Annotated in this window: 28 protein-coding genes; 14 read left to right on the top strand and 14 right to left on the bottom strand. The window is 73.9% G+C overall.

The window, feature by feature from the left end; genetic code table 11:
• The first annotated feature begins 193 nt into the window (after positions 1-193).
• Both CYQ11_RS29355 and CYQ11_RS02785 read left to right on the top strand, forming a co-directional pair.
• Positions 194-1,399: a DUF6777 domain-containing protein gene (locus CYQ11_RS29355; RefSeq protein ID WP_181143550.1), complete on the top strand. Its 1,206-nt coding sequence runs from the start codon at positions 194-196 to the stop codon at positions 1,397-1,399.
• 26 nt (positions 1,400-1,425) lie between these two features.
• The gene (locus CYQ11_RS02785; protein WP_099198916.1) at positions 1,426-2,193 is read left to right on the top strand and encodes a DUF998 domain-containing protein; all 768 of its coding nucleotides are present in this window, start codon (positions 1,426-1,428) and stop codon (positions 2,191-2,193) included.
• 61 nt (positions 2,194-2,254) lie between these two features.
• Here the strand turns inward: CYQ11_RS02785 and pqqD are convergent, their stop codons facing one another.
• On the bottom strand, positions 2,255-2,560 hold the full coding sequence (gene pqqD / locus CYQ11_RS02780) for a pyrroloquinoline quinone biosynthesis peptide chaperone PqqD (protein ID WP_099198915.1): 306 nt from the start codon (positions 2,558-2,560) through the stop codon (positions 2,255-2,257).
• 255 nt (positions 2,561-2,815) lie between these two features.
• Here pqqD and CYQ11_RS02775 point away from each other — a divergent pair, with 255 nt between their 5' ends.
• Both CYQ11_RS02775 and CYQ11_RS02770 read left to right on the top strand, forming a co-directional pair.
• A complete protein-coding gene (locus CYQ11_RS02775; RefSeq protein WP_099198914.1) occupies positions 2,816-3,844 on the top strand; it encodes an SDR family oxidoreductase in 1,029 nt (342 codons plus the stop codon).
• Positions 3,834-4,433, top strand: a complete 600-nt coding sequence (locus tag CYQ11_RS02770) for a TIGR03086 family metal-binding protein (protein ID WP_099199042.1) — start codon at positions 3,834-3,836, stop codon at positions 4,431-4,433. Before CYQ11_RS02775 ends, CYQ11_RS02770 begins: the two co-directional genes overlap by 11 nt.
• Positions 4,434-4,436: 3 nt before the next feature.
• On the opposite strand, the gene CYQ11_RS02765 is transcribed toward CYQ11_RS02770, so the two are convergent.
• The 7 genes from CYQ11_RS02765 to CYQ11_RS02735 form a co-directional block, all read right to left on the bottom strand.
• Positions 4,437-4,985 carry a type 1 glutamine amidotransferase domain-containing protein gene (locus tag CYQ11_RS02765; RefSeq protein ID WP_099198913.1) on the bottom strand — a complete coding sequence of 183 codons (549 nt, stop codon included), beginning with the start codon at positions 4,983-4,985 and terminating at the stop codon, positions 4,437-4,439.
• Entirely contained in the window at positions 4,985-5,608 is a 624-nt protein-coding gene (locus CYQ11_RS02760; RefSeq protein ID WP_181143549.1) for a diguanylate cyclase, read from the bottom strand. Before CYQ11_RS02760 ends, CYQ11_RS02765 begins: the two co-directional genes overlap by 1 nt.
• A 46-nt stretch (positions 5,609-5,654) precedes the next feature.
• A complete protein-coding gene (locus CYQ11_RS02755) occupies positions 5,655-6,758 on the bottom strand; it encodes an enolase C-terminal domain-like protein (RefSeq protein ID WP_099198911.1) in 1,104 nt (367 codons plus the stop codon).
• Positions 6,755-8,359, bottom strand: coding sequence for a GMC family oxidoreductase (locus tag CYQ11_RS02750; RefSeq protein ID WP_205041795.1), 1,605 nt, complete (start codon positions 8,357-8,359; stop codon positions 6,755-6,757). The genes CYQ11_RS02755 and CYQ11_RS02750 overlap by 4 nt, the downstream gene beginning before the upstream one ends.
• A gap of 167 nt (positions 8,360-8,526) precedes the next feature.
• Positions 8,527-9,117 carry a gluconate 2-dehydrogenase subunit 3 family protein gene (locus tag CYQ11_RS02745; protein ID WP_099198910.1) on the bottom strand — a complete coding sequence of 197 codons (591 nt, stop codon included), beginning with the start codon at positions 9,115-9,117 and terminating at the stop codon, positions 8,527-8,529.
• Positions 9,118-9,130: 13 nt separating this feature from the next.
• Positions 9,131-9,586 carry a hypothetical protein gene (locus CYQ11_RS02740; protein ID WP_099198909.1) on the bottom strand — a complete coding sequence of 152 codons (456 nt, stop codon included), beginning with the start codon at positions 9,584-9,586 and terminating at the stop codon, positions 9,131-9,133.
• The gene (locus tag CYQ11_RS02735) at positions 9,583-11,409 is read right to left on the bottom strand and encodes a thiamine pyrophosphate-requiring protein (RefSeq protein ID WP_099198908.1); all 1,827 of its coding nucleotides are present in this window, start codon (positions 11,407-11,409) and stop codon (positions 9,583-9,585) included. Before CYQ11_RS02735 ends, CYQ11_RS02740 begins: the two co-directional genes overlap by 4 nt.
• A gap of 260 nt (positions 11,410-11,669) precedes the next feature.
• On the opposite strand from CYQ11_RS02735, the gene CYQ11_RS02730 reads away from it, so the two are divergent.
• From CYQ11_RS02730 to CYQ11_RS02705, 6 genes are read left to right on the top strand one after another with little or no spacing between them, the layout of a single operon-like run.
• Positions 11,670-11,843, top strand: a complete 174-nt coding sequence (locus CYQ11_RS02730) for a hypothetical protein (RefSeq protein WP_240003358.1) — start codon at positions 11,670-11,672, stop codon at positions 11,841-11,843.
• Positions 11,840-12,271 carry an MrpF/PhaF family protein gene (locus tag CYQ11_RS02725; RefSeq protein ID WP_099198906.1) on the top strand — a complete coding sequence of 144 codons (432 nt, stop codon included), beginning with the start codon at positions 11,840-11,842 and terminating at the stop codon, positions 12,269-12,271. The genes CYQ11_RS02730 and CYQ11_RS02725 overlap by 4 nt, the downstream gene beginning before the upstream one ends.
• A complete protein-coding gene (locus tag CYQ11_RS02720; RefSeq protein WP_099198905.1) occupies positions 12,264-12,524 on the top strand; it encodes a DUF4040 domain-containing protein in 261 nt (86 codons plus the stop codon). Before CYQ11_RS02725 ends, CYQ11_RS02720 begins: the two co-directional genes overlap by 8 nt.
• Positions 12,521-13,264, top strand: coding sequence for an MnhB domain-containing protein (locus CYQ11_RS02715; protein ID WP_099198904.1), 744 nt, complete (start codon positions 12,521-12,523; stop codon positions 13,262-13,264). The genes CYQ11_RS02720 and CYQ11_RS02715 overlap by 4 nt, the downstream gene beginning before the upstream one ends.
• The gene (locus CYQ11_RS02710) at positions 13,261-13,605 is read left to right on the top strand and encodes a sodium:proton antiporter (RefSeq protein WP_099198903.1); all 345 of its coding nucleotides are present in this window, start codon (positions 13,261-13,263) and stop codon (positions 13,603-13,605) included. Before CYQ11_RS02715 ends, CYQ11_RS02710 begins: the two co-directional genes overlap by 4 nt.
• A 4-nt stretch (positions 13,606-13,609) precedes the next feature.
• Positions 13,610-15,403 carry a complex I subunit 5 family protein gene (locus tag CYQ11_RS02705; protein ID WP_099198902.1) on the top strand — a complete coding sequence of 598 codons (1,794 nt, stop codon included), beginning with the start codon at positions 13,610-13,612 and terminating at the stop codon, positions 15,401-15,403.
• 16 nt (positions 15,404-15,419) lie between these two features.
• On the opposite strand, the gene CYQ11_RS02700 is transcribed toward CYQ11_RS02705, so the two are convergent.
• Positions 15,420-16,916, bottom strand: a complete 1,497-nt coding sequence (locus tag CYQ11_RS02700; RefSeq protein WP_099198901.1) for an MFS transporter — start codon at positions 16,914-16,916, stop codon at positions 15,420-15,422.
• A 151-nt stretch (positions 16,917-17,067) separates the two neighbouring features.
• Between CYQ11_RS02700 and CYQ11_RS02695 the strand changes: the two genes are divergently transcribed.
• Positions 17,068-17,778 carry a L,D-transpeptidase family protein gene (locus CYQ11_RS02695; protein WP_099198900.1) on the top strand — a complete coding sequence of 237 codons (711 nt, stop codon included), beginning with the start codon at positions 17,068-17,070 and terminating at the stop codon, positions 17,776-17,778.
• Positions 17,779-17,785: 7 nt separating this feature from the next.
• Here the strand turns inward: CYQ11_RS02695 and CYQ11_RS02690 are convergent, their stop codons facing one another.
• Both CYQ11_RS02690 and gad read right to left on the bottom strand, forming a co-directional pair.
• Positions 17,786-18,823: a zinc-dependent alcohol dehydrogenase family protein gene (locus tag CYQ11_RS02690; protein WP_099198899.1), complete on the bottom strand. Its 1,038-nt coding sequence runs from the start codon at positions 18,821-18,823 to the stop codon at positions 17,786-17,788.
• A 73-nt stretch (positions 18,824-18,896) separates the two neighbouring features.
• A complete protein-coding gene (gene gad / locus CYQ11_RS02685; RefSeq protein WP_099198898.1) occupies positions 18,897-20,315 on the bottom strand; it encodes a glutamate decarboxylase in 1,419 nt (472 codons plus the stop codon).
• A 192-nt stretch (positions 20,316-20,507) separates the two neighbouring features.
• Here gad and CYQ11_RS02680 point away from each other — a divergent pair, with 192 nt between their 5' ends.
• A complete protein-coding gene (locus CYQ11_RS02680; protein WP_099198897.1) occupies positions 20,508-21,863 on the top strand; it encodes an erythromycin esterase family protein in 1,356 nt (451 codons plus the stop codon).
• Positions 21,864-21,932: 69 nt separating this feature from the next.
• On the opposite strand, the gene CYQ11_RS02675 is transcribed toward CYQ11_RS02680, so the two are convergent.
• On the bottom strand, positions 21,933-22,574 hold the full coding sequence (locus CYQ11_RS02675) for a 50S ribosomal protein L25/general stress protein Ctc (protein WP_099198896.1): 642 nt from the start codon (positions 22,572-22,574) through the stop codon (positions 21,933-21,935).
• A 412-nt stretch (positions 22,575-22,986) separates the two neighbouring features.
• Here CYQ11_RS02675 and CYQ11_RS02670 point away from each other — a divergent pair, with 412 nt between their 5' ends.
• Together CYQ11_RS02670 and CYQ11_RS02665 are read left to right on the top strand one after the other, a co-directional pair.
• On the top strand, positions 22,987-23,637 hold the full coding sequence (locus CYQ11_RS02670) for a hypothetical protein (protein WP_099198895.1): 651 nt from the start codon (positions 22,987-22,989) through the stop codon (positions 23,635-23,637).
• Positions 23,630-24,502: a hypothetical protein gene (locus tag CYQ11_RS02665; protein WP_099198894.1), complete on the top strand. Its 873-nt coding sequence runs from the start codon at positions 23,630-23,632 to the stop codon at positions 24,500-24,502. The genes CYQ11_RS02670 and CYQ11_RS02665 overlap by 8 nt, the downstream gene beginning before the upstream one ends.
• Before the next feature lie 41 nt (positions 24,503-24,543).
• Here CYQ11_RS02665 and CYQ11_RS02660 read toward each other — a convergent pair whose 3' ends face one another.
• Positions 24,544-24,918 carry a hypothetical protein gene (locus tag CYQ11_RS02660; protein WP_099198893.1) on the bottom strand — a complete coding sequence of 125 codons (375 nt, stop codon included), beginning with the start codon at positions 24,916-24,918 and terminating at the stop codon, positions 24,544-24,546.
• 72 nt (positions 24,919-24,990) lie between these two features.
• Positions 24,991-25,383: a roadblock/LC7 domain-containing protein gene (locus tag CYQ11_RS02655; protein WP_398779736.1), complete on the bottom strand. Its 393-nt coding sequence runs from the start codon at positions 25,381-25,383 to the stop codon at positions 24,991-24,993.
• Positions 25,384-25,431 lie beyond the last annotated feature (48 nt).

Genomic DNA, 25,431 nt, shown 5'->3' with positions numbered 1-25,431 from the left:
CAGGGTCCGGCGCGCCACCTGTTCGCGCGGGCGGCCGGGGGACGCGCGGCGCACGTGATGCGTACGCCCGCTTGCGAGGCGCCCGGGTCTGGTACACACAATGAGCGCGGAGGCGGTGAAAAGGCGTAAAACCTCTGTACCCCTCAAATGATGTGGAACCAGGAGAAAATACTCCGAGTGTAGGAGAAGGGCCGTGTCGTCCCAACCCCCGTCAGGAAACCGCCCCACGGGCCCGCCGTCCGGCCCGCTGTCCGGACGGGGACCGGAGCCGCCGGCCGAGCCCGGGGCAGCCGAACCGACCAGACCCGACTGGACGGCCAGGCCGTCCACCCCGTCCGGCGGCGGACCCGTCGGACCGGAACAGCCACCCGGCCCACCCGGCCCGCCCGTCCCGCCGACGGGCGGTGGCGGCGGGGACGAGGGCGGTGGTGCCCCGCGCAGGGGCCCGGCAGGCGGTGGCCGGCCCTGGTGGCGGTCCCTCAAGGGGGCCCTCCTCGCGGGCGCCGTGCTCGTCGCCGCCGGCCTCGCCGTGTTCTTCCTCCGCCAGGGCAAGGGCCCCGGTGAGGTCTTCCTCCAGGCCGCCTCCTCCCACGGCAGGGACCCCTTCACCGCCTCGACCGCGTTGAGCGGCGGCGGTGCCGAGGCCGCCTCGCCGGCCCACGCCGGCGGCACCAGCGACAGCGCCCGCAGCATCCAGGGCGGCACGGAAGGGCTCTTCGGCGGCACGCGCAACGTCTCCAGCTGCGACGTCGACCGGCAGATCAACTTCCTGACGAAGGACCAGGCCAAGCTCCGCGGTTTCGCCGGAGTGGTGGGCCGCGACCCCGGTGACGTCCCCGCCTACCTGCGGAGCCTGACGCCGGTACAGCTGCGGGCCGACACCCGCGTCACCAACCACGGCTGGCGGAACGGGTCCGTCACCAGCTTCCAGTCCGTCCTCCAGGCGGGCACGGCCGTCCTGGCCGACGAGCGCGGCATGCCCAAGGTGCGCTGCGCGTGCGGCAACCCGCTGACCGAGCCCGTCGCCGTCCAGGGCGCCCCGAAGCCCCAGGGCGACACCTGGCCCGCGTACCGCCCCGCCGACGTCGTGGTCGTCACCGAGGCCGAGTCGGACCTCAAGTTCTTCGTGCTCTACGACGCCGCGACCCGCGAATGGTTCAAACGGCCCGTGGGCACCCGCGGTGACGAGGACGAGCTGATGGGCGAACCGCCCAAGGGCGGTGGCCTGCCCACCAGTCCGCCCAAGCCCACCGCGCCGGCGCCCGGCCCGGCGACCTCCAAGGCCGCCACCACGCCGGAGAAGAAGACCACGCCTCCGACGACGGCACCCCCGACGACGAAACCCCCGACGACGACCACACCGCCCACGGAGCACCCGACCACGTCCCCGCCCACTTAGGGCCCTCTGACCCCGAACTGAGAATCATGCCCGATCCGTACACCGCCGCCCGCCGGGCCGCCGCCGTGACCGAGCGGCGGCCCCGGCGGCGGCGGACGGCCCCGCCGAGCGCGTGGGCCCCGCTGCTGCTGGTGGCGGCGGCCGCGGTCTACAACGACTGGCTGCTGGAGTTCGTCCTGCCCACGGGCCTGGACGCCCGCCACTCCTACGTGAGCGAGCTCTACGCCGCCGACCAGCCCTTCCACCGGCTGTTCGGCGGGATCGAGGTCGTCGCCGCGACCCTCGTCATCAGCGGGGCGCTGCTGGCCCGCCGCCGGACCCCCGGCGGCCCGGCGACGGCCGGATGGTGGGCGCTGGTCGCCTTCGGCGTCTTCTCCGTGGCCGACGTCGTCGTGCCCATGCACTGCGCGCCCTCGGTGGAGAGCCCCTGTGAGGCCGTCAACCCCTGGCACACGACCACCAGCGCGCTGGTCCACGCCGCACTGTTCGCCTCGATGGCCCTGCTCATCATCGCCGCGAGGCCCGGCCGGCCCCTGTGGCCGGAGGTCGGCCGCCGGGGCCCCTGGGTGCTGGCCAGCGCCCTGACGACGGCGCTCGCCACGGTCGGGCCGCTGTTCGGGCGGCCCGGCTGGCACGGCGTCCCCCAGCGGGCCCATCTGGTGCTCGTCGGCGTCTGGTTCCTGCTGCTCGCCACCGCGCTGCGCGCCGAGGCACGGCGGGACGGAAACCGGGCCGTCGGCGTGGGGAGCGGCGGCCGGCCGGCCGGCGAGGTCGCGCGCCCCGCGTCCGGCTGAGCGCCGGGCCGCGCGGCGTGCGCTCCCTGCCGTGGTGCGTGCCGGTGACAGCCCCGGCGGCCTATCCGTCGCCCTGTTCCGGACCCCGGGCGCGGGGAGCGCGAGCCGGTTCGATCAGGCGCCGTTCGGCCAGCCGGGCGAGGAAGGACCGCACGTCCTGGGCCACCACGGGCTCGTACGTCCGGGACAGCCGCTTGACGATGCCGCTCACGTCCGTGTGGCCGTCGCAGAGCGCGACGACGGCGGCGCCGGTGGCGTTGAGCAGCAGGACGCCCTCCGGGTGGAGCAGCACCTTCACGTCCCGTACGGGGTCGTGGCCGAGCCGGACGCCGCCGCTCAGCCGCCAGCGCACCCCGTCCGCCCCCATGGCCGCTCACCCCGCCCGGCCTGTGGGCCCGACGGGGGAGCGGGCGTACGACGTCATGGTCCCCCCTCATCCGAGCGCGGCCGGCACCCGGGTTCACTCGTCCTGGTTACAGGGTCCGCAACGCGCGGGCTCGTCCACAATCGCCGGATCGGGTGAAGCGCGCACCAGGCGGCCTTCCGGCGGGGCGCCACCCGTCCGGCGGACGGCCCGCGACGGTTTTTGTTTGCGGCCGCCGGGCCCGGGTACCCGGCGGCGGTGACGAAGAGAAAGAAGCCGTCGGTCGTCGTCGTGACCGGCGCCAGCGGCGGCGTGGGCCGGGCCACCGCCCGGGCCTTCGCCGAGCGCGGCGCGAGCGTCGCCCTGCTGGCCCGGGGCCGCGCCGGACTCGACGCGGCCGCCGCGGAGGTCCGCGGCTGCGGCGCCGAGGCCCTGCCGCTGCCCGTCGACGTGGCCGACCACCGGGCCGTCACCGAGGCGGCCGACACCGTCGAGGAGAAGTTCGGGCCCGTGGACGTCTGGGTCAACAACGCCTTCACCGGCGTGTTCGCGCCCTTCGTCGAGATCGAGCCCGACGAGTTCCGGCGGGTCACCGAGGTCACCTACCTGGGCTACGTCTACGGCACCCACGCCGCCCTGTCCCGCATGCTGCCGCGCGACCACGGCACCATCGTCCAGGTCGGCTCGGCCCTGGCCTACCGCGGCATCCCCCTGCAATCCGCCTACTGCGGCGCCAAGCACGCCATCCAGGGCTGGAACGAGTCGCTGCGCTGCGAGCTCCTCCACCAGGGCAGCAAGGTCCGTACGACCATGGTCCAGCTGCCCGCCCTCAACACGCCGCAGTTCGACTGGGTGCTCTCCCGGATGCCGCTGCGCCCCCGGCCCGTGGCGCCCGTCTACGAGCCCGAGGTCGCCGCCCGCGCCATCGTCCACGCCGCCGCCCATCCGCGCCGGCGGGAGTACTGGGTGGGCGGCAGCACGGTCGCCACACTCCTCGCCAACGCCGTCGTCCCCGGCCTGCTCGACCACTACCTCGCCCGCACCGCCTACCGCGCGCAACAGCGTCCGGGACCCGTGGCCGGCCTGCCCCCGGTCAACCTGTGGCACCCCGTCGACGGCGCCCGCGACCACGGCGCCCACGGCGACTTCGGCGCGGGCGCCCGCGCCCGGCCGCCCCAGCTGTGGCTCTCCGAGCACCGGGGCGCCCTGGCCGCCGGCACGGCGTTCGCCGCCGCCGCGTTCGCCGCGCTGCGCACCCGCATGGACCATGGGCGTCATGACCGGTGACACGCACCTGACCGACTCCCGGCGCCGCACCCTGCTCGCCCGGCACGGCGAGGCACTCGACCTGTTCACCGACCGGGTCCACGCCGTCGGCCCCGCCCAGTGGGGCAAGCCCACACCCTGCACCGAATGGACCGTGCGGGACCTCGTCAACCACCTGGCCGTCGAACAGATGTGGGTGCCGCTCCTGCTGGACGGCGCGGCCGTCGAGGACGTGGGCGACGCGCTCGACGGCGACAAGCTCGGCGAGGACCCCGTCGACACCTGGGACCGGGCGGCGGCCGACGCCCGCGAGGCGTTCCACGCCCGCGGCGCCCTCCAGCGGACCGTCCAGCTCTCCTACGGGGCGTCCGCAGCCCACGCCTACTGCGCCCAGATGATCGCCGACCTGGTCGTGCACGCCTGGGACCTCTCCCGCGCGATCGGGGCCCCCGAACGGCCCCCGAACGCGCTCGTCGAGTTCACCCGGCACGAGGTCGAGCCGTACGCCGACGGACTCGCCGGATCCGGCCTGTTCGCGCGCCCGGTGCAGCCGCCGCCCGAGGCGGACTCCTGGGAGAGACTCCTGGCCCAGCTCGGGCGGCAGCCCTGAGCCTCAGCTCCCGCCGCCGGCCTTGCCGAACTCCTCGACGAACGCCTCGCAGAACGCCTTCAGATCGTCCGGCTTACGGCTGGTGATCAGGGTGTTGGGCCCGCTCGCGCACACCTTGACCTGCTCGTCGACCCAGGAGCCGCCCGCGTTCTGGACGTCGGTCCGCAGGCTCGGCCACGACGTCAGCGTCCGCCCGCGCAGCACGTCGGCCTCCACGAGCGTCCAGGGCGCGTGACAGATCGCCGCCACCGGCTTCCCCGAGGTGAAGAAGTCCCGGACGAACGCCACCGCCCGCTCGTCCATGCGCAGGAAGTCCGGATTGGCCACCCCGCCGGGCAGCACCAGCGCGTCGTAGTCCGGCGCGCCCACCTCGCCGACCACCGTGTCGACGGGGAACGCGTCGCCCCGGTCCAGGTGGTGGAACGCCTGCACCTTCCCTGGCTTGGTCGACACCAGGTGCGCGGTGCCGCCCGCGTCCTGGACCGCCTTCCAGGGGCTGGTCAGTTCGATCTGCTCGACGCCCTCGGGCGCCACAAGGAACGCGACCTTCATCATGACTTCCTTTCCGTGAACTGCTCGTCCGTCGACCGCCCGGACCTCTTCCGGGCCTTCCGGCGCCCGCGGGCCCCGCGCACGCACCGCACGAACTCCTCCGCGTACGGCAGTGCCACGCACGCCGCGACCCCCAGGCCGATCCCCGCCAGGTAGGAGCGGGGGAGCGGATCGCGGCGCGGCACCAGACGCCACGCCTTCGCGTCGCCCCGGCCGCCGCGCAGCAGCGAGCGGACCTGCCCGGGGTGCAGGCACATCAGCGAGGCGAGGGCGGCGAAGGGCAGGGTCTCCAGGAAGCTGTGGATGTGCTGTTCGACCGGCTTCACCTCGCGGTCGCTGCGCACGGCCGTCCGCACGTCCCACAGCGCGGTGGCCTCGTGCGCGGCCGTCGCCCCCAGCTGCACCGTCATCAGCAGGGGATTGACCTCGCACAGCAGCGTCAGCACGATGGGCACGCCGACCTCGGCCATCATCAGGGAGTGGATGGCCGACTCCTTGGTGCCCGAGGTGTCCTCGATGCGGGTGCGCCGGTGCATGACCCAGTCGGCGAGACCGGGCACGAACCACCCGGGCAGCACCCCGTACATCAGGTAGCGGGTGGTGGCGTCCTGGACGTCGTTCATGTCGACTCCTTGCCTGCGTGGACACATGGGTTGTCGGCGCGGTGGTTCACAGCACGCGGTGGGCGGCGGCCTCCTCGCGCCGGAAGCGCATCCCGTGGCCCGGCTCCCCGCCGGCCCCGGGCCGTACCGACCCGCCGGACGGGTCGAGGGCGCCGGTGAAGAACGCGGACTCGATGCGCACGTGGTCGTGGAACCATTCGAGGTGCCGCAGGTTCGGCACGCACGCCGCCGCGTGGGCGTGCACGTGCGGGGCGCAGTGCCCCGAGACCTCCAGGCCGTGGGCCTCGGCGACGGCCGCCGCCCGCAGCCAGGCGGTCAGCCCGCCGCAGCGCGTGGCGTCGGCCTGGAGACAGTCGACCACGGGGGCCATCCGGGCGAAGTAGGGCAGGTCGTAGCCGTACTCGCCGGCCGCCACGTCGCAGGCGCACAGGTCGCGGACCACGCGCAGGCCCGCCAGGTCGTCGGACGAGACGGGCTCCTCGAACCAGCCCACGCCCAGATCGGCCAGCGCCTGCCCGACGCGCACCGCCTGCTTGCGGGTGTACGCGCCGTTGGCGTCGACGTACAGCGAGGCACCGGGGCCGATGGTCTGCCGGGCGTGGCGCACGCGGTCGAGGTCGCGCGGCACGGCCCGGCCCCAGGACTCACCGATCTTGATCTTGACGCGCTCGATCCCGTGCCCGTGCACCCAGCTGTTCAACTGCGCCGCCAGATGGGTGTCGTGGTACGTCGTGAAGCCGCCGGAGCCGTAGACGGGCACCTCTTCCGTCACCGCCCCGATCAGCCGGACCAGCGGCACCCCGAGCAGCCGGGCCTTGAGGTCCCACAGCGCGACGTCCACCGCCGACAGCGCGCACGCCACCAGCCCCTGGCGGCCGGCGTTGCGCACGGCCCGGCCCATCGCCTCGTTGGCACCGGCGACGTCCAGCGCGCAGCGGCCCACCACCGCGCCGGCGAGCAGCCCGGAGACCGCCGACGCCGCCGCGGCGGGCGCGTACGTCCAGCCCAGCCCCGTCTCGCCGCCGCACCGCGCCTCCACCACCACGACGGTCGTGCTGTCCCAGGCCAGCGTGCCGTCGGCCTCGGGAACCTCGGTGGGGAAGGTGTAGGCCGACGCCTCGACGGCCTCGACCGCGGGATCCGTGCTCATGCCCCGCCCCTCGCGATCAGCCGGGTGGCGGCCCGGTCGGCGAGGGCCATGATCGTCAGCGCCGGATTGGCGCTGCCCTGCGTGGGCAGCACACTGCCGTCCGTGACGAAGAGGTTGGGGATCGCGAACGACCGCAGATCACCGTCCACCACGCCCTCCTGGGGCGTGCGGCCCATCCGGCAGCCGCCCACCAGGTGCGCGTAGCGCTCCACCGTCATCAGCTCCGTCGCCCCCGCGGCCTTGAGGATCCGCTCCATCACCTCGCGTGCCGCCTCCAGCAGCAGGCCGTCGTTGGGACAGTGGCTGTGGTCGAAACGGGCGACGGGCAGCCCGTGCCGGTCGGTCTCGTCCGCCAGGGTGACGCGGTTGTCCGCCTGGGGCAGGAACTCGCACAGCGCACCGAGCGTCGCCCAGTGCGTGTAGTCGGCCATCCGCCGGCGCAGGTCCGCGCCCCAGTGGCCCTGGGCCGCCACGTGCTCGGCCCACATGATGGGCAGCGGGGAGACGGTCTGCACGGAGAAGCCCCGCCGGTAGGGCTTCGCCGGGTCCGTCTCGTAGAAGTCCTCACTGCTCACCTCCGGCGGCGGGCCCTTGTACATCCGGATCTCCTCGGCGAAGCGGCCGGCGGTCTGGGGCGCGCCCTGCACCATGACGTACCGGCCCACCAGGTCGTGGTCGTTGCACAAGCCCTCCGGGAAACGGGCGTTCGCGGAGTTCAGCAGCAGCCGGGGCGTCTCGATGGAGTAGCCGGCGACGGCGACGGCCGCGGCCCGCTGGAAGCGCTCCCGCCCACCCCGCACGTACCGCACGCCGGTCACACGACGGCCCTCGCGGTCGGTCTCCACGCGGGTGACCATCGAGTCGGGACGGATCTCCGCGCCGTGCACGATCGCGTCGGGCACATGGGTGATCAACGGCGAGGCCTTGGCGTTCACCTTGCACCCCTGGAGGCAGAAGCCGCGGTAGATGCAGTGGGGGCGGTCACCGAAGCGGCCGTTGGCGATGGCGACCGGCCCCACCCGCGCCTCGATGCCGAGCGCCGCGCAGCCCGCCAGCATCACCTCGCCGTTGCCGCTGACCGGATGCGGCGGATGGGGATGCGGATGCGGGTCGCCCCACGGCCAGAACTGCCCGGCCACCGGCAGCTCGCGCTCCAGCCGCTCGTAGAACGGCTTCAGCTCGCCGTACTCCAGTGGCCAGTCGGCGCCGACGCCGTCGAGCGAACGCGTACGGAAATCGGAGGGGTGCAGACGCGGCGCGAAGCCCGCGAAGTGCACCATCGAACCGCCCACGCCCCGGCCGGAGTTGTTCGAGCCGAGCGGCACGGGGTGGGAGCCGCCGACGACCCGGGGCTCGTTCCAGTACAGGTGGTGCGAGCCCCACTCGTCACTGACCCAGTCCTTCTCCGGATCCCAGAACGGGCCGGCCTCCAGGCACACCACCCGCCAGCCCGCGTGGGCGAGCCGCTGGGCGAAGGTCGCCCCGCCGGCTCCGCAGCCCACCACGGCCATGTCGACCTCGTCACCGTCGTCGTAGCGGCGCATGGTCTCCCGCAGCGTGGTGACGTGCGGCAGCCAGGCGGAGGCGTTACGCCGCCGCACGTCACCCTGCGGACGCGCGGACTCCCTCAGAGTCCGCCACCACGCGCCGGTGGCCGCGCGCGCGTCGCTCGCTGCGTTTTCTTGTTCGCTTCTCCGCCCGCGCGGCGCCGGTGCGGCTTTCGCCGTCGTCTGCGCGCCGGTGGCCGCGCGCGCGTCGCTCGCTGTGCTCACCGGGGGTCCTCCCACGGCTCCCGCAGCCCCCGGCCCAGCCTCATGTAGCCCCGCGGGTAGGCGGGGCCCCCGAAGCCGATCTCGTCCCAGGCGTAGGGGTGTGCGTAATACGCCTCGCAGGCGTAGCGCGTCCACAGCGACCACACGTGCGACGCCGGCATCCCGTACCAGTCCCGGCCGCTCAGCTGCACGACGTACCGCAGCAGCCGGTCGCGGTCGCCGTAACCGATCCGGGCGAACTCCCTTCCGCCGTGCCGCGTCCGCGCGTCCTCGTCCAGACCGGCCAGCGAACGCCGCCACGCCTCGGCGTCCTCCGGGAGGTCCGCGTAGCGCCAGCCGTCGCTCTCGCCGGTGGCCAGCCGGGCGTCGATGACCGGCAGCACGGGAATGGGCGGATCCTTCGGGGAGCGGGCCAGCAGATGGTCCATCAGCGCCTCGGCCGCCGCCTCCTCCGCGGGCGTGAAGAAGCGCAGCGGCGGCTCCCGCCGCGGCCCGAGCCGGGCCAGCACCACACCCGCCGTCACGGTGTCCCAGGTCCCCGCCCGGCCCACCGCCCCGGCGTCGTCGCCGAGTCGTGTGCCCGTCATCGCATCGACCGCCTCACCGCTCCCGCCGCAAGGCGCTGGCCAGCAGGCCCATGCCGCCCACCATGCTCATCAGCAAAGGCGCGAAAAGCGGCGGGCCCAGCTCGATGTTGTAGCGCGCCATGCGCCAGCCACCCGGCTTCTGCGCGATGCCGCGCACGTGCAGATACGTGCCCTGGAGGCCGTTCGCGACGATCGCCGCCGACGCCAGCGGCAGCGCCGTGCGCGCCGCCCGCGCGTCGGCGAAACCCGCCAGACCCGCGACCACGCCGACCGGCCCCAGGGCCACCGGCCACCACATGACCCGGTTGCCGAAGCCCGCCCGGTCGTGCTCCAGGAAGATCTCCGCGGCCGTCACCGCCGAACCGGCCGCCGTCAGCAGGGACATCGAGCGCTGCAGCCGCCCGTGCCGCACGTCGTACGCGGCCCGCCGGGCGCCGGCCCGGCCGCGGGCGTGCCTCCCGGGACTCACGATCCCTGCCCCTCCGACGGGCCGGCACCGGGCTTCTTGTGACCGCCCGGCAGGAACTCCTGGATCTTCGCCTTGAACCCCTGCCGGATCATGGCCTTCCGGTCCGTGTCGCCCTTGACGATCGCCGCGGCCGTGGCCTCGATCTGGTCCCAGTCCGCGTGCGGCGGGATCGGCGGCACCGCCGGGTCCGTCACGAACTCCACCACCGCCGGACCCTTCGCCGCGAGCGCCTCGCGCCAGGCGTCCACCACGTCGTCCGGCTTCTCCACCCGGACGCCCGTCAGCCCGAGCGAGCGGGCGAACTCCGCGTAGGAGACGTCGGGCAGCTCCTGCGAGGGCAGGAACTGCGGGGAACCGCTCATCGCGCGCATCTCCCACGTGACCTGGTTGAGGTCCCGGTTGTTCCACACGCCGACGACCAGCCGCGGGTCCTCCCACTGGTGCTGGTACTTGGCCACCGTGATCAGCTCCGCCATGCCGTTCATCTGCATGGCCCCGTCCCCGACCAGCGCCACCACCGGCCGGTTCGGATGGGCGAACTTCGCCCCGATCGCGTACGGCACCCCGGCGCCCATCGTCGCGAGGGTCCCCGACAGCGAGCCGCGCATCGTCCCGCGCATCCTGATGTGGCGGGCGTACCAGTTGGCGACGGAGCCGGAGTCGGACGTGAGGATCGTGTCGTCCGGGAGCAGCGGCGACAGTGCCCGCGCCACGAGTTCCGGGTTCACCGGATCGGCGCTCACCTCGGCCCTGCGCTGGAGCATCTCCTCCCACTGCTCGACCCCGGCGATGATCCGGCTCTGCCAGCCGCGCTTGTCCTTGCGCTCCAGCAGCGGGACGAGCCGCAGCAGCGTGGCGCGCGCGTCACCGATCAGGTTGACCTCGTAGGGGTAGCGCAGCCCCGCCCGGTGGGGGTCGATCTCGATCTGCACCGCCCGGGCCTTGCCGAAGTCCGGCAGGAACTGCGAGTAGGGGAAGTTGGACCCGATCGTCAGCAGCGTGTCGCAGTCCCGCATCATCTCGTACGAGGGCCGTGTGCCCAGCAGGCCGATCGAACCGGTGACGTAGGGCAGCTCGTCGCTGAGCACATCCATGCCCAGCAGGGCCTTCGCCACCCCCGCGCCGAGGATCTCGGCCACCTGCTCGACCTCGTGCCGCGCCCCGGCCGCACCCTGGCCGGCGAGGATCGCCACCTTCTCGCCGGCGTTGAGGATCTCCGCCGCCCGGCTCAGGGCGTCGTCGGACGGCACCGCCTGCCAGCCGCTGCGGTCCAGGCTGGAGGGAACCATCTTGAACGCGTGCGTCGGCGGGGTGTAGTCCAGCTCCTGCACGTCGGCGTGGACGATGACGGCGGTGGGCGCGCGCCGCGCGTACGCGGTGCGCACCGCCCGGTCGAGCACGTTCGGCAACTGCTCCGGCACGGTCACCGTCTCGACGAAGTCGGAGGCCACGTCCTTGAACAGGCTGTGCAGGTCGACCTCCTGCTGGTACGAGCCGCCCATCGCCGACCGGGCGGTCTGGCCGACGATCGCCAGCACCGGCACGTGGTCGAGCTTGGCGTCGTACAGGCCGTTGAGCAGGTGGATCGCGCCGGGCCCCGAGGTGGCGGCGCACACCCCCAGCCGGCCGCTGAACTTCGCGTACCCCACGGCTTCGAACGCCGCCATCTCCTCGTGCCGCGCCTGGATGAAGCGCGGCTGGTCACCGGCCCGCGCCCAGGCCGCCAGCAGCCCGTTGATCCCGTCACCCGGATAGCCGAAGACCCGCTCGACACCCCATTCGCGCAGCCGCGCGAGGATGTAGTCCGAAACCTGGTCAGTCATGCCGTTCCTTCCACACTGTCGCTCGTGCCGCGGGCGGGATCGGCACACCCGGGCCGTCGCCGGCCGGCACGGTCCGCCGGGGTGCTCAGACCGGACGGGTAACCCCATGCCGCGGAGTCGAAACCTCCCGCCGGCCGCCGCCACGGCGTCCGGGACACGCGAGCGCGCACCTCGCCGCATCCCCGTCGGCCATGGCCGATACTCGGGATGTTCCAGGCGTTCAGTGGACCGAACGGACACGGGTGCGGAGGTGGACGACGGTGCTGCGCGGTGCGGCCGCTGCCGCGGAGGTCCTTGGCTGGTGGGCCGGGCTCACCGCCTGCTGGGCCGTGCTCATCAGCACGCTCGAACCGCTGGACCTCCAGATCGGGGCCGGCGCCGCGCTCCTGGCGGCCCTGGCCGCCCGCGGCGCACGACGGGCGGCCGCCCGGTGAACTGGTGGCTGGCGGCCGCCGCCGCGCTGATCGCCGGCGGGCTCGGGCCCAGCCTCTGGGCCGCCGTCCGGGGCACCCCCGGCCGCCGGGTGGTCGCCCAGAACATGGCCACCCTGCTGCTCTGCCTGGTCTTCTTGCTGCTGGCGCAGGGCTACGGACGGCCCTCGTACACCGACCTCGCCCTGGTCGTCTCCGTCCTCGGCCCGGCCGGCACCCTGATCTTCGCCCGCCTGCTGGGCGAGGAGATGGAGAAGGACCCGCCCGGCGCGCGGCTGCTGACCCCGGCCGTGGCGGCCCTGGCCCCCGCCACCGTCGTGCCCCTGTGCGTGGCCACCGGCCCCGGCCGGGCCATGCTCAAGCTCCTGCTCGTCGGCGTGCTGCTGGTGGCGGGGGGCGTCGTGACGACCAAGGCCGTGCGCCGTGCGTGAGGCCCTCGACGACCTGCTCCTCGCCCTCGCCCTGCTGCTCGTCGCGACCGCCGCCACGGCCGCCGTCCTCAACCGTGAGCCGGCGCGCCAAGCCGTCGTCCTGTCCCTGCTGGGCCTGTGCCTCGCCCTGCTGTTCACCGTCCTCCAGGCCCCCGACGTCGCACTGTCCCAGCTGGGCGTCGGCTCGGCGGTGACCCCGCTGATGATCCTGCTGACGGTACGGAAGGTCCGGCGCCGGAAGCGCCGCGAGTGAGGCGCCGGGCCCGTCTGTGGACGCTGGCCGCGGGTCTGGCGGTCGTGGCCGCGCTGCTGGTGGCCGCCTGCCTGAGGCTGCCGCGCTTCGGCGGCGAGAGCCATCCCTACGGCGACCGGGCCGTGGCGGCCGCCCTGCGGCAGCACACCGCGAACACGGTCTCCTCCGTCAACTTCGACCAGCGCGCCTTCGACACCCTCGGCGAGGAGTCCATCCTCTTCGCCTCCGTCCTCGCCACGGTCGTCCTCCTGCGCCGCGCCCGCGACGAGCACCGGGTGCCGCCGCAGCCCGCGCCCGTGCCCTCCGCCCTGCGCCGCTACGGCACCCTGCTGCTGCCCGGCGCCCTGCTCATCGGTCTCTACGTCATCGCCCACGGCCAGCTCAGCCCGGGCGGCGGCTTCCAGGGCGGAGTCGTCGTCGCCACCGCCCTGCACCTGCTCTACATCGGCGTCGACTACCGCGCGCTGGAACGCCTGCGCCCCGTGGGCCTCTACGAACTGGCCGACGGCGCCGGGGAGGCCGCCTACGTCCTGCTCGGCGGGGCGGGCCTGCTCGCCGGCTCGGCCTACCTGGCTAACACCCTGCCGCACGGCACCTTCAACACCATGGCGTCCGGCGGCACCGTGCCCCTGCTCAACGCCGCCGTCGGAGTGGAGGTCGCCGCCGGCGTCGTCGTCCTGCTGGCCCACTTCCTCACCCAGGCCATCGAGATCACCGAGGACGAGGAGGCCGGAGGGTGAACGTCCTGCCCTACCTGACCGCCGCGTGGGTGTTCCTCGTCGGCGTCTACGGCATGGCCACCAGCCGCAACCTCGTGCACGCCGTCGGCTGCCTGTCCGTGACCCAGTCCGCTACCTACGTCCTGCTGCTGGCCGTCGGCTACCGCCGCGGCGGCACCGCACCGGTGTTCTCCGACATTCCCGTCGGCACCCGCGTCGTCGACCCGGTCGTCCAGGCCCTCGCCCTCACCGACGTCGTCGTCGGCGCGACCGTGACCGCGCTGCTGCTGTCCCTCGTGGTCCAGGTCGAGAAGCGCCACGGGACCGTCGACCCCGACGAGCTGTCCGAGCTGAAGGGCTGACCGGATGGACCGGCTGATTCCGCTGATCGTGGCCGTGCCGCTGCTCGGCGCCGCCGTCCTGGTCGGGGCCGGGCGCAGGGTGCCGCGGCCGGTCGCGGAGACGGCGGGCCTGCTGTGCGCGGCGGTCTCCGCCGCGCTCGCGCTGGTCGCCCTCACCCGGGGCACCGCCGTGGTCTGGGCCGGCGACTGGCGGCCGGTGGGCGGACAGGGCGTCGGCATCGTGCTCGTGGGCGACCGGGCGGGCCTGGGCCTCGTCGTCCTCGCCTCGCTGCTCGTCCTCGCCGTGCAGGTCTACTCCTGGCACTACTTCGACGAGCCGCCGCGCGGCCACGCGGGCGCCTACCCGGCCCTGATCCTGCTCTTCCAGGCGGGCCTGTGCGCCTTCGCGCTCAACGGCGACCTCTTCGACGCCTTCGTCTACTTCGAGCTGATGGGCGTCGTCGGCTACGCGCTGACCGGCTACCGCGTGGAGGACGCGCGGGCCGTGCAGGGTGCCGTGAACTTCGCGTTCGTCAACTCCCTCGGCGGCTACGCCATGCTGACGGGCATCGCCCTGCTCTACGCCCGCACGGGGGAGCTGGGCATGGCCCAGACCGGGCGGGCCCTGGACGCGTCCCCCGGGCCGGACGCCCTGGTGGTCGCCGCGTTCGTCCTGACCCTCACCGGGCTCCTGGTCAAGGCGGCGGCCGTGCCCTTCCACTTCTGGCTGCCCGACGCCCACGCCGTGGCGCCCACACCGGTGTGCCTGCTGTTGTCGGGCGTCATGGTGGAGACGGGCGTCTACGGAGTCGCGCGCGTCCACACGGCCGTGTTCGCCGGTCCCGGCGGGGTCCCGGCGGCGACGGTCCGGGGGGCGCTGCTCGTCCTGGGCGTGACGACCGCGCTGGTGGGGGCGGTGATGTGCTGGCAGCAGCGGCACGTGAAGCGGCTGCTCGCCTTCTCCACGGTGGCCCACACCGGGCTCTTCCTGACGGGCGTCGCCCTGCTGACCCCGGAGGGCACCGCGGGCACCTGCGTGTACGTGCTGGGGCACGCGGGCGCCAAGGCCGCCCTCTTCGGCTGCGCCGGGATCCTGCTGGACCGGTGCGGCAGCGTCGACGAGTGGGAACTGCACGGGCGGGGGCGGGACATACGGGGCGTCGGGCTGCTGTTCGCCGCCGGGGGGCTGGCGCTGGCGGGCCTTCCGCCCTTCGGCACGGGCCTGGGCAAGGCGCTCGTCGAGGAGCAGTCCCCGTGGCTGCCGGCGCTGTTCGTGCTGGTGTCGGCCGTGACCGGCGGGGCGGTGCTGCGGGTCGCGGCGCGGGTCTTCCTCGGCGCGGGGGACGGCGGAGGTGAGGAGGCGGGCTCCGCGGAGCCGGAGACCACGGGCGACGACGAGGAGCCCGAGACCGGCCGCCGGCTCCGGCTGCCGCCCCCGCCGATGGTCGCGGTGCCCGCCCTGCTGCTGGCCGGCGCGCTCGCCGTGGGCACGGTGCCGGCTCTCGCCCGGGGCGCGGCCGCCGCCGCGCGGGGCCTGACCGATCACGCCGCCTATGCCGCCACGGTGCTCGGCGGCCCGGCCGGAGGACCGACGGCCGAGGCCCACGCCTGGTGGACGGTGTCCGGCGTGGGCCTCGGCCTGCTCTCCGCGGCGCTGGCGTGCGCGCTCGCGCTGGCCGCCGTGCGCCGGTGGGTCCCGGCCGGCGGGTGGAGCGCGCCGCTGCGGCGGCTGCACTCCGGTCACGTCGGCGACTACGTGGCCTGGACGGTGGCGGGCGTCGGCCTGCTGTCCCTGCTGACCTGGTGGCCGGCGTGGTGAACGGCCGTCGGCGTCGTCACCCGGCGGCGCGCTCGCGGGGCCGGGTCAGCAGGGCGGCGGCGAGGGCGGCGGCGAGGACCAGCAGGACCGCGACCCAGCCCAGGGAGGTGGTGAAGCCGTGCACGGTGGCCTCGGCACGGGCGCCCGGGTGGCCGGCGAGGTAGGCGGCCGTCTCGCCGGCCGCCAGGGTGTTGAGGACCGACGTGCCGATGGCCGCGCCCGTCTGCTGGGCCGTGCTGACCATCGCCGAGGTGACCCCGGCGTCGCGGGGCGGCGCGCCCGCCGTGGCGGTGGCCATGACCGTCATCATCGTGGCGCCCATGCCCAGGCCGGTGAGCACCAGCCCCGGCAGCACGTGGGCGGCGTACGACGAGCCGGCCTCGACGTGGCTGAGCACGAGCATCCCCGAGGCGCCCAGCAGCAGGCCCGGCACCACGACCAGGCGGGGAGCCACGAAGGGCACCAGCCGGGCGGCTATCTGCGTGGAACCCACGACGACGGAAGCCGTCAGGGGCAGGAACGCAAGCCCCGTTCGCACGGCGGAGTACCCCTGGACGACCTGGAAGTAGTAGGTCATGAACAGGAACATCCCGAACGTGGCCACCGGTGAGAGGCCCGCGAGCAGGAAGGCGCCCGCCCGCCGCCGGTCACGCACCACGCGCAGCGGCAGCAGCGGGTGCGGGGAGCGGGCCTGCCACAGGACGAACAGGGCCAGGAGCAGCGCGCCGCCGGCCAGCAGCGACGGCACCACCGTGCCGCCCCACCCGCGCGACTCGGCCTCGGCGCAGCCGTAGACGATCGCGACCAGACCGCCCGAGCCCAAGGCGGCCCCCATGAGGTCCAGCCGGCCCCCGGCGCGCCCGGCGGGGTCGTCCAGGAGGAGGACCGCACCGACGAGGACGACGACCTCGACGGGCACGGCCACGTACATGCACCAGCGCCAGTCGAGGTACTGGGTGAGCACCCCGCCCAGGATCAGTCCGGCTGCGGCCCCGGCCCCGGCGATGGCCCCGAAGATCCCGAACGCCTTGCCGCGCTCCCTGGGGTCGGTGAACGTGGTCGTCAGCAGGGACATGGCGGACGGCGCGAGCAGTGCCCCGAACGCCCCCTGCAGGGCCCGCCCGGCGAACAGCACGCCCGGCGAGGGCGCGGCCCCCGCGAGCGCGGAGGCCGCGCCGAAGCCGGCCACGCCGATGAGGAAGGCCCGCTTGCGGCCCACCAGGTCCGCGATCCGGCCGCCCAGCAGCAGGAGGCCGCCGAACGCGAGGGCGTAGGAGGTGACGACCCACTGCCGGGCGCCGTCGTCCATGCCCAGGTCGGCCTGCGCGGAGGGCAGGGCGATGTTCACGACCGTGCTGTCCAGCAGGACGATCAGCTGGGAGAGGCCGAGGACGGCCAGGCCCCACCAGCGCCGGGAGTCCGCCTTCGCCGGGGACGGCGCCTTGCCGGAAACGGGCCGAAGGCCCCGGACGGGTGTCGAACGGTCCGCTTCGGCAGCGGATGCGAGAGTCATGGCGGCGGTCCCCCTGGTGTGCGGTGTGCCTCGGTGAAGAACGTATGACCTCAAGTTGACTTGAGGTCAAGGGGCGTCGTGGGTGGCTGGAAAGCCCGTGCGAGGAGGGTGGGAACGCAACCAAAGGAAGCCGGGCGCTGTCATATCGTTCATGACAAGTTCACCGAGCAAGACGGCACGCCGGCTCGGCGTGCTTCTCGGGGCGGCGTGCCTGACCGTCCCCCTGACGGTGGCGCTGGGGGGAACCGCGCAGGCGGCCCCCTCCTCGTGCACCGCCGGAACCGGCCCCTTCCAGAAGAACGCGGAACGGTTCCTGGGCAGAACGGTGGACGGCCGGCAGTCGGCCGCCGACTGCCGGGCCATCCGGGCCTTCCAGCTCGACCACGGCATCAGCCCGGCGATCGGCTACGCCGGACCGGTGACCTGGTCCGTGATGGACCTCGTCGGCAAGCAGCGGAGTGCCGGCGACCGTCCCAACGCCGCCGGCAAGTGCCCCGTCGACAAGGGGCGCGTCGCCTGCGTCGACCTGACCCGCCAGCTGAGCTGGATACAGGACGGGTCCAGGCTGAAGTTCGGCCCCGTGCCGATACGGTCCGGGCGTGACGGCTACGAGACGCGCACCGGGCTCAAGCGGGTCTACTGGCGGAGCGTCGACCACTGGTCGACGCTCTACAAGGTCCGCATGCCGTACAGCCAGTTCTTCGACGGCGGGCAGGCCTTCCACGCCATCGACGGCAGCGTCTGGTCGGCCCCCGGCTCGCACGGCTGCGTGAACATGCGGCGGGCCGACGCCAAGAAGTACTGGTCGCTGCTGAAGAACGGCGACGACGTGTACGTCTACGGCAGCAAGCCCGGCACCTGATGGAACGTCACATCGGTGGCGGGCCGTCGTCCGCCACCAGGACGGCGGCCCCGGTGACGCGACCGGTCGCCAGGTCCGCCAGCGCGTCGCCGGCCCGGCTCATCGGATAGGGCCGCACATGGACGACGGGCCGGTGCCGGGCCGCCTCGGCGAGGTAGGCCCGGCCGTCGGCCCGGGTGTTGGCGGTGACACTGCGCAGGGTGCGCTCCTGGAACAGATGGCGCCGGTAGGTCAGCGCCGGGATGTCGGTCAGGTGGATGCCGGCAACCGCGAGGGTGCCCCCGCGGTCGAGCGCCTCCAGGGCCACCGGCACCAGGTCGCCCACGGGCGCGAAGAGGATCGCCGAGTCGAGCGGCTCCGGGGGAGCGTCCCGGGCGTCGCCCGCCGACGCCGCCCCCAGGTCCAAAGCCAGCCGCCGGGCCGCCTCGCCCCGGGTCAGCACGTGGACGACGGCACCCCGGGCGATCGCCAGCTGCGCCGTCAGGTGTGCCGAGGCGCCGAACCCGTACACGCCGAGCCGTCCACCGGGCGGCAGGGCCGCCCGCTCCAGCGCGCGGTAGCCGATGATGCCCGCGCACAACAGCGGCGCCAGCTCCTCGTCGGCGGGGCCCTCGGGCAGCGCGTAGGCGAAGCGCGCGTCGGCCACCGCGTGGGCCGCGTAGCCGCCGTGCACGTCCCAGCCCGTGTAGCGCGAGCGCGGGCACAGGTTCTCCCGGCCCGCCCGGCAGTACCGGCAGCCGCCGCAGGTGCCCGCCAGCCAGGCGGCGCCGGCCCGGCCGCCGGGCGCGAAACCGCGGACCTCGGGCCCCACCGCCAGCACCCGGCCGACGATCTCGTGGCCCGGCGTGCAGCGGGGCACGCGCGGCGCCAGGTCCCCCTCGGCCAGGTGCAGGTCCGTGCGGCACACCCCGCAAGCCCGCACCGCGAGCAGCAGGTCGTGCGGCCCGAGGGGCCCGATCGGGCGCTCCACGCGGCGCAGGGGCCGCTCCGCGGCGGGCGCGGTCCGCTCGACCACCCACCCCCACGTCACCGGAGGCACGTCCATCGCCCTCACCTCCGCTCGTCGCTTCCACGGTGCGCCGTCGCACGCCGCGCGGCAAGGCCGCAGGGCACACCCCCTAGTGGTGGAACGCCGTGGCCACCGTCTCCGGCCGTCCCAGCGGTCCCGGCTGGCGTCGCAGTTCCGGCAGCAGCGCCTCCAGGTCGGACAGGAACAGCTCGGCGAGGTCCAGCGAGAAGCCGTTGCGGCAGACGATCCGCAGCACGGCAAGGTCCTCACGGTGCGGTGGCATGGTGTACGCCGGGACGAGCCACCCGCGCTCCCGCAGCCGCCGCGAGACGTCGAAGACGTCGTACGCGTCGACGCCTCCGGCCGTCGTGAAGGCGAAGACCGGCAGCTGGTCGCCCCGCGTGAGCAGGCGGAAGTCGCCGAAATCCGCGATCCGGGAGGACAGCGTGCACGCCACGTCCCGGGCGTTCTGCTGCACCGCGCGGTAGCCCTCGCGGCCCAGCCGCAGGAAGGTGTAGTACTGCGCCGCCACCTGAGCGCCCGGACGGGAGAAGTTCAGGGCGAAGGTCGGCATGTCGCCGCCCAGGTAGTTGACCCGGAAGACCAGCTCCTCGGGAAGCGCCCGCTGGTCGCGCCACAGCGCCCAGCCCACCCCCGGGTACACCAGCCCGTACTTGTGCCCCGAGGCGTTGACCGACGCCACGCGCGGCAGCCGGAAGTCCCACGCCAGGTCCTCGTCGAGGAACGGGGCGACCATCGCCCCCGACGCGCCGTCGACGTGGACGGGGACGTCCAGGCCCGTCCGCTCCTGGAGCGCGTCCAGGGCGGCGCAGAGCTCGGCGACGGGCTCGTACGACCCGTCGAAGGTCGAGCCGAGGACGGCCACGACGCCGATCGTGTTCTCGTCGCACAGCCGCGCGGCGGCCTCGGGGTCGAGGTGGAACCGGTCACCCTCCAGCGGCACCTGACGCGCCTCCACCTCCCAGAAGTTGCAGAACTTCTCCCAGCACACCTGGACGTTGGCGCCCATCACCAGATTCGGCCGGGCGTCGGCCGACGGGTAGCGGCCGGCGTTGGCGAGCGCCCAGCGGCGCTTGAAGGCCAGGCCGGCGAGCATGCAGGCCTCGCTCGACCCGGTGGTCGAACAGCCCACCGCCGAGGCGGGGTCGGGAGCCCGCCACAGGTCGGCGAGCATCGCCACGCACCGCCGCTCCAGCTCGGCCGTGCGCGGGTACTCGTCCTTGTCGATCATGTTCTTGTCGCGGCACTCGGACATCAGCACCCCGGCCTGCGGCTCCATCCACGTGGTGACGAAGGTCGCCAGGTTCTGCCGGGCGTTGCCGTCCAGCATCAGCTCGTCGTGGACGAACTGGTAGGCGGCGTCCGACGGCATCGGCCCCGAGGGCAGCCGCCACCGCGGCGGCTCGCTGGTCATCGCCGCACCCAGCGGGTCGGCCTCCCCGTAGAACGGGTTGAGCGCCCAGCCGCGCCTGCCGGTGCGGTTGTCCTTGCCCGGGTGCAGTGCCATCGTGCGCCGCCTACCCCTCGCTGTGCGCCGCGTGCGGCTCGTCGGATCCTCGCGAACGCGACGATACGGACTGAGGGCGGGCCGGGCACCCGGACGCACCGGGGCGCGCCGGCCCGGGTGGGGCTGACCCCACCACCGCCCCTGCGGGACGCCGGATGGTGCCCCGGCCGCCCGGCGCGCGACCATCGGGTCATGTCACCCACAGGACCCCGGCGCCGGCGCTCGGCGCTGTTCCTCACACTGCTGCTGTCCCTCGGGACGTTCACCGCCGCCGCCGGGCCCGCCCAGGCGGGGCCCCGCGCGGACGACCCGGCCGAGGCCCTCGCCCGCGCCGCCAGCCCGCTGCGTACCACCGAACCCCTGGGCGACCTCGGGGACCTGAGGCCACTGGGCCGCATGGTCGGCGACGCGTCGGTCGTCGGCATGGGCGAGGCCACCCACAGTTCGCACGAGTTCTTCACCGACAAGCACCGGGTCTTCCGCTACCTCGTCGAGGAGAAGGGCTTCACCGCCTTCGCCCTGGAGGCCCCCTGGAGCACCGGGCTGCGGCTCAACGACTACGTCCTCCACGGCAAGGGCGACGCGCGCCAGATCATGAAGGAGGAGTTCCAGCGCGACTACACCTTCTGGAACACCCGCGAGTACCTCGACCTCATCGAGTGGATGCGCGCCTACAACACGCGCCACGACCGCAAGGTCCAGTTCGTGGGCGACGACATCGGCTACACCGGCCCCCAGGTCTTCGACGAGATCACCCGCTACGTCGCGGCGCACCACCGCGCACTCCTGCCGCGCTTCACCGAGCTCTACCGCGCCCAGCGTCCCGCGCCCGGCACGAGCGTGGGCGATGCCATGCGCGCCTACCTCCAGCGGCCGCTGGCCGAGCGGCGCGACATGGCCGAGCGGGCCCACCGGGCCCTGGACCTGCTGAGCCGGCAGCAGCCGGGCCCTGACCGCGCCGCGTTCGACCTGGCCGTCCAGCACGCCCGGGTCGTCGCGCAGACCGCCGACGAGTACGCCTACGACCTGGAGGACGCCCAGGACGTCGCCCGCGCGATGCGGCACCGCGACGAGTCGATGGCCGCCAACGTCGCCTGGTGGCACGAGCGGACCGGCTCCAAGGTCCTGCTGTCCGCGCACAACGCCCATGTGGCGTACGAGAGCGAGGACCCCGGGCACTACCCGAGGATGCAGGGGGCGTTCCTGCGGGAGAAGCTCGGGAAGGGCTACCTCGCCGTCCGCCAGTCCTTCGGCCAGGGGTCGTTCAACGCCACGACCGACCCGGACGAGTCGAAGATCGAGGTCTGCACGGTCGGCCCGGCCGAACCCGGCGGCAACGAACACACCCTGGACCGGGTGTCCCGCGAGGACTACCTGCTCGACCTGCGCACCGCCCCCGCCGGTGCCCGGTCCTGGCTGGCCACCGCCCGCCCCAGCCGTGACATCGGCACGGCCTACCCGGAGCCGCTCCACCCGGTCGCGCTCGGCTCCTCCTACGACGTCCTCATCCACCTCCACCGCGTCACGGCGGCCCGGCGCCTGGGCTGACGGCGCGCACCGGACACGGACCGGCCCCGGCCACACCCCCCGGCGGGGAGCGGCCGGGGCCGGCGGCGCTCAGCCCTCGGTGCCCTCCTCGGCCGGAGCCGCCGCTTCTTCGGCCGCCGCCTCCGCCCCGGCACCCTCCTCGGCCTCCGCCTCCTCCTCGGCGGGCGGCTCGGTCTGCGCCGCCACCACCTGGAGCACGGCCGACTCCCCGTCGATCGCCAGGGAGCTGCCGCGCGGCAGCTCGATGTCCTGGGCGTGAATGGTGTGACCGGCCTCCAGGCCCTCGATGGAGACGGTGACCGACTCCGGAATGTGGGTGGCCTCCGCCTCGACCGGCAGGGCGTTGAGAACGTGTTCCAGGAGGTTCCCGCCCGCGGCAAGTTCACCCTCGGTGTGAATGGGGATTTCGACGGTGACCTTCTCCCCGCGCTTCACCGCCAGGAAATCCACATGGATCAGGAATCCCTTGAGCGGGTCGCGCTGCACCGCCTTGGGAATGACCAGCTCGCGCTTTCCCGAGATGTCCAGGCTGATCAGTACGTTCGGTGTCTTCAGGGCCATCATCAGGGAGTGGCCCTCAAGCGACACGTGCTTCGGGTCGGCGCCGTGACCGTAGATGACGGCCGGGACCTTGTTCTCGCGCCGGGTGCGACGGGCGGCGCCCTTGCCGAAGTCGGTGCGCTTTTCGGCGGTCAGCTTTACCTCGGCCATGACGGCACTCCTCGTGTTCAGACTGTCAGCGGCCGTTACCCGGACCCCGACGGACCTGTACGAAGCGCGGCCAACAAGAAAGAGCCGCACCCCGTCAGTACGGCCTCCCTCGCCGAGCAACTCCGGGAGTGTATCCAGCCCGGGAAGCCGTAAAGCCTCACCTTGCGCCATTCGGCCGAACCGTGGATTTCCCGAAGGCCCCGCGCGGCCACCGGAGTTCCCGGAGCGCCACCGACGGGCGCGGGCCGCCGGCCGTGTGCGCCCTCGACGCGCGCCGGGGCACGGACACGCCGGCCGCACCCCAGCTCGCCGGTCACTATTGGTGACGATATGAACACGAGCTGAAATCATCGGAAGGCGCGCGCCACCGCGGCCGGAGCCCCGGCGCTCCGCGAGCAAAGGGGGGTCTCCCTTGCCAGAATTCCGCCTCGAACCACCGCCGGAACGGTCCGGGCTCGCCGAGTTCCCGGCCGTCGTCGAGCCGCCGATCAGCGACATCCCCGCCCCCGCCGCCCCGCCCGGCCCCGCCGAGCCCGTCACCTGGGAACGCACCGTCACCCCGTCGAGCGAGGAACTGCTGGACCGCGCGGTGCCCCTGCTGCTGGCCGACGCCCGCGTCCGGACCGCCCTCGACGGACACCGGTACGTCTTCCTCGGCGCGAGCCTGCTCGCCGACGACAAGGACCGCACGACCCCCGCGACACTCGTCCTGGTCCACGACTACACCGACGGACGCACCCTGGAGATCACCCTCGACGCGGACGAGCACCCCGCCGTCCTCGCCCTCGCCGAGAGCGCCGCACAGCCGGGCCTGTCCGACGCCGAGATCGCCCGCGCCGTGGCCGTCGCCCGGACCCACTCCGAGGCCGTGCGCCGGCTCCCGGCCTACCACGTGCCCATGGTGCTGCTCACGAGCGACGTCCACGAGGGCGACGAACACCACGGCCACCGCCGCGCCTATGTGGGATTCGGGCAGCCCGACAGGCGGCTGCCCCGGCTGCGGGTCGTCGTGGACCTCGGCGAGGAGCGGGTGCTGGGCCCGGGAGGAGGCGGCGATGAGTGAGTCCGGGCGGATCTCCTGGCCCCCCGACCAGCCCGTGTGGACGTTCGACTGGCGGCTGGCGGACGCCCCCGACGAGGAGGGCATCGTGATCCTCGGGGCTGCCTACCGCGGTCACCAGGTCTTCGCCAAGGCCAGCCTGCCCTCGCTGCGGGTGCAGTACAGCGGCCCCTGCGGCCCGTACAAGGACCCGCTCAACTACAACAACTCCCACCCCACGAGCAGGTGCCCCGGAACCCGGGTGTGCGTCTACTCCTACACCAGCGGCGGACAGCGGGCCCTGAGCCTGGAGTCGTACCACACCATCGGCGCCTACCGGCTGACGCACCGCTGGGTCTTCTGGGAGAGCGGCGTGGTGATGCCCCGGCTCTTCAGCGCCGGCCTCCAGTGCCCCTACGACCACCGCCACCACACCTACTGGCGGCTCGACCTCGACATCGACGGCGCCGGGCGCGACCTGCTGCTGGAGTACAACACCTACACCGCCGACGAGGGGTGGGGGCAGGGATGGCACCCCTTCCGCAGCGAGGTCCGCCGGGTCAAGAACCCCGCGTCCCGCCGCAGCTGGGCCGTGCTCGACCTGGACAGCGGCCGCGGCTACCACCTGCTGCCCGGGCCGAACGACGGCACGGCCGACTCCTTCTCCTCCGCCGACCTGTGGCTGCTGCGCTACCGCAGCGGCGAGGACCGCTACGGCAGGCAGGGCAGCGCGGCCGCCGACGGGCTCGACGCCTATCTGGACGACGAGAACACCGACGGCCAGGACCTGGTCCTGTGGTACTGCGGGCACCTCTTCCACCGGGTCGGCGAAGGCGGTGACGACTGGCACAGCGTCGGCCCCGACCTGATCCCCTTCGGGCCCTGGTGACACGACGCCGGACGCCGGGCCCCGGCGACGGGGCCCGGCGCTCAGACCTCCAGGTCCGCCTCTATGCGCTTGAGCTGGTGGCGGGCCATCGCCAGGTTGGCCCGCTTGACGTCGAGCACCAGGTACAGGAAGAGCCCGTGGCCACTGCGCCCGGTGAGCAGCCTGATCAGGTGGTACTGGCTCCCGAGGGTGATGAGGATGTCCTCGATGGTGTCCTGGAGGTTGAGCATCTCCATGGCGCGCAGCTTCGCCCGTACGACGTCGGTGTTGGCCGCCGCCGCGACGTTGAGGTCGAGCGACGAGGACCCGCCGAGGGTGCCGAGCGCCATGCCGCTGCCGTAGTCGACGAGCGCCACGCCCACGGCCCCCTCGATCGAGGCCATCGCGTCCTTGAGTGCCATCTCTGTATTCGCCATGGGAATCCGTTCCTCGTGATGACGGGTTGTCGGGGGAAAGGGGAAGCTGAGGGGGAGGGGCCGGCCGGGCGGCTAGCCCTGGCGCTGGCGCTCCAGCGAGGACTCGGCCAGCGCGGCGATGCGCGCGCCCGCCCTGCGGGCCTCCAGGTTGAGCCGGCCGACGTTGGCGTCGGAGGAGGCCAGCAGCGTCAGGACGCAGGCCGAGCCGGCCGCGTACGTGGCCACGTAGCCCTGGTCACCGCAGACCAGCAGCTCACGGAAGCCGCCGTGACCCACCGCCGCCGCCAGCCGGGAGCCCACGCCGAGCGCCGCGGCGGTCAGGGCGGCCACCCCGTCCGGTTCCATGCCGGTGACGAGGTGCGCGATCACCAGGCCGTCCGTGCTCGCCACCATCGCACCGGTCAGATGCGGGACGCGCACGCGCAATCCCTGGAGTTCGGCCAGCACCTCGGGTGCGGCGGTCATCGGCTGTCTCCTTCCGGCGAGCTGTCTCAGGGCACGCCTCATCATGAG

Source organism: Streptomyces cinnamoneus (genome assembly GCF_002939475.1).
GTDB lineage: Bacteria > Actinomycetota > Actinomycetes > Streptomycetales > Streptomycetaceae > Streptomyces > Streptomyces cinnamoneus_A.
The sequence above is the reverse complement of the archived record's forward strand: the minus strand, read 5'-3'. Positions and strand labels throughout refer to the sequence as shown.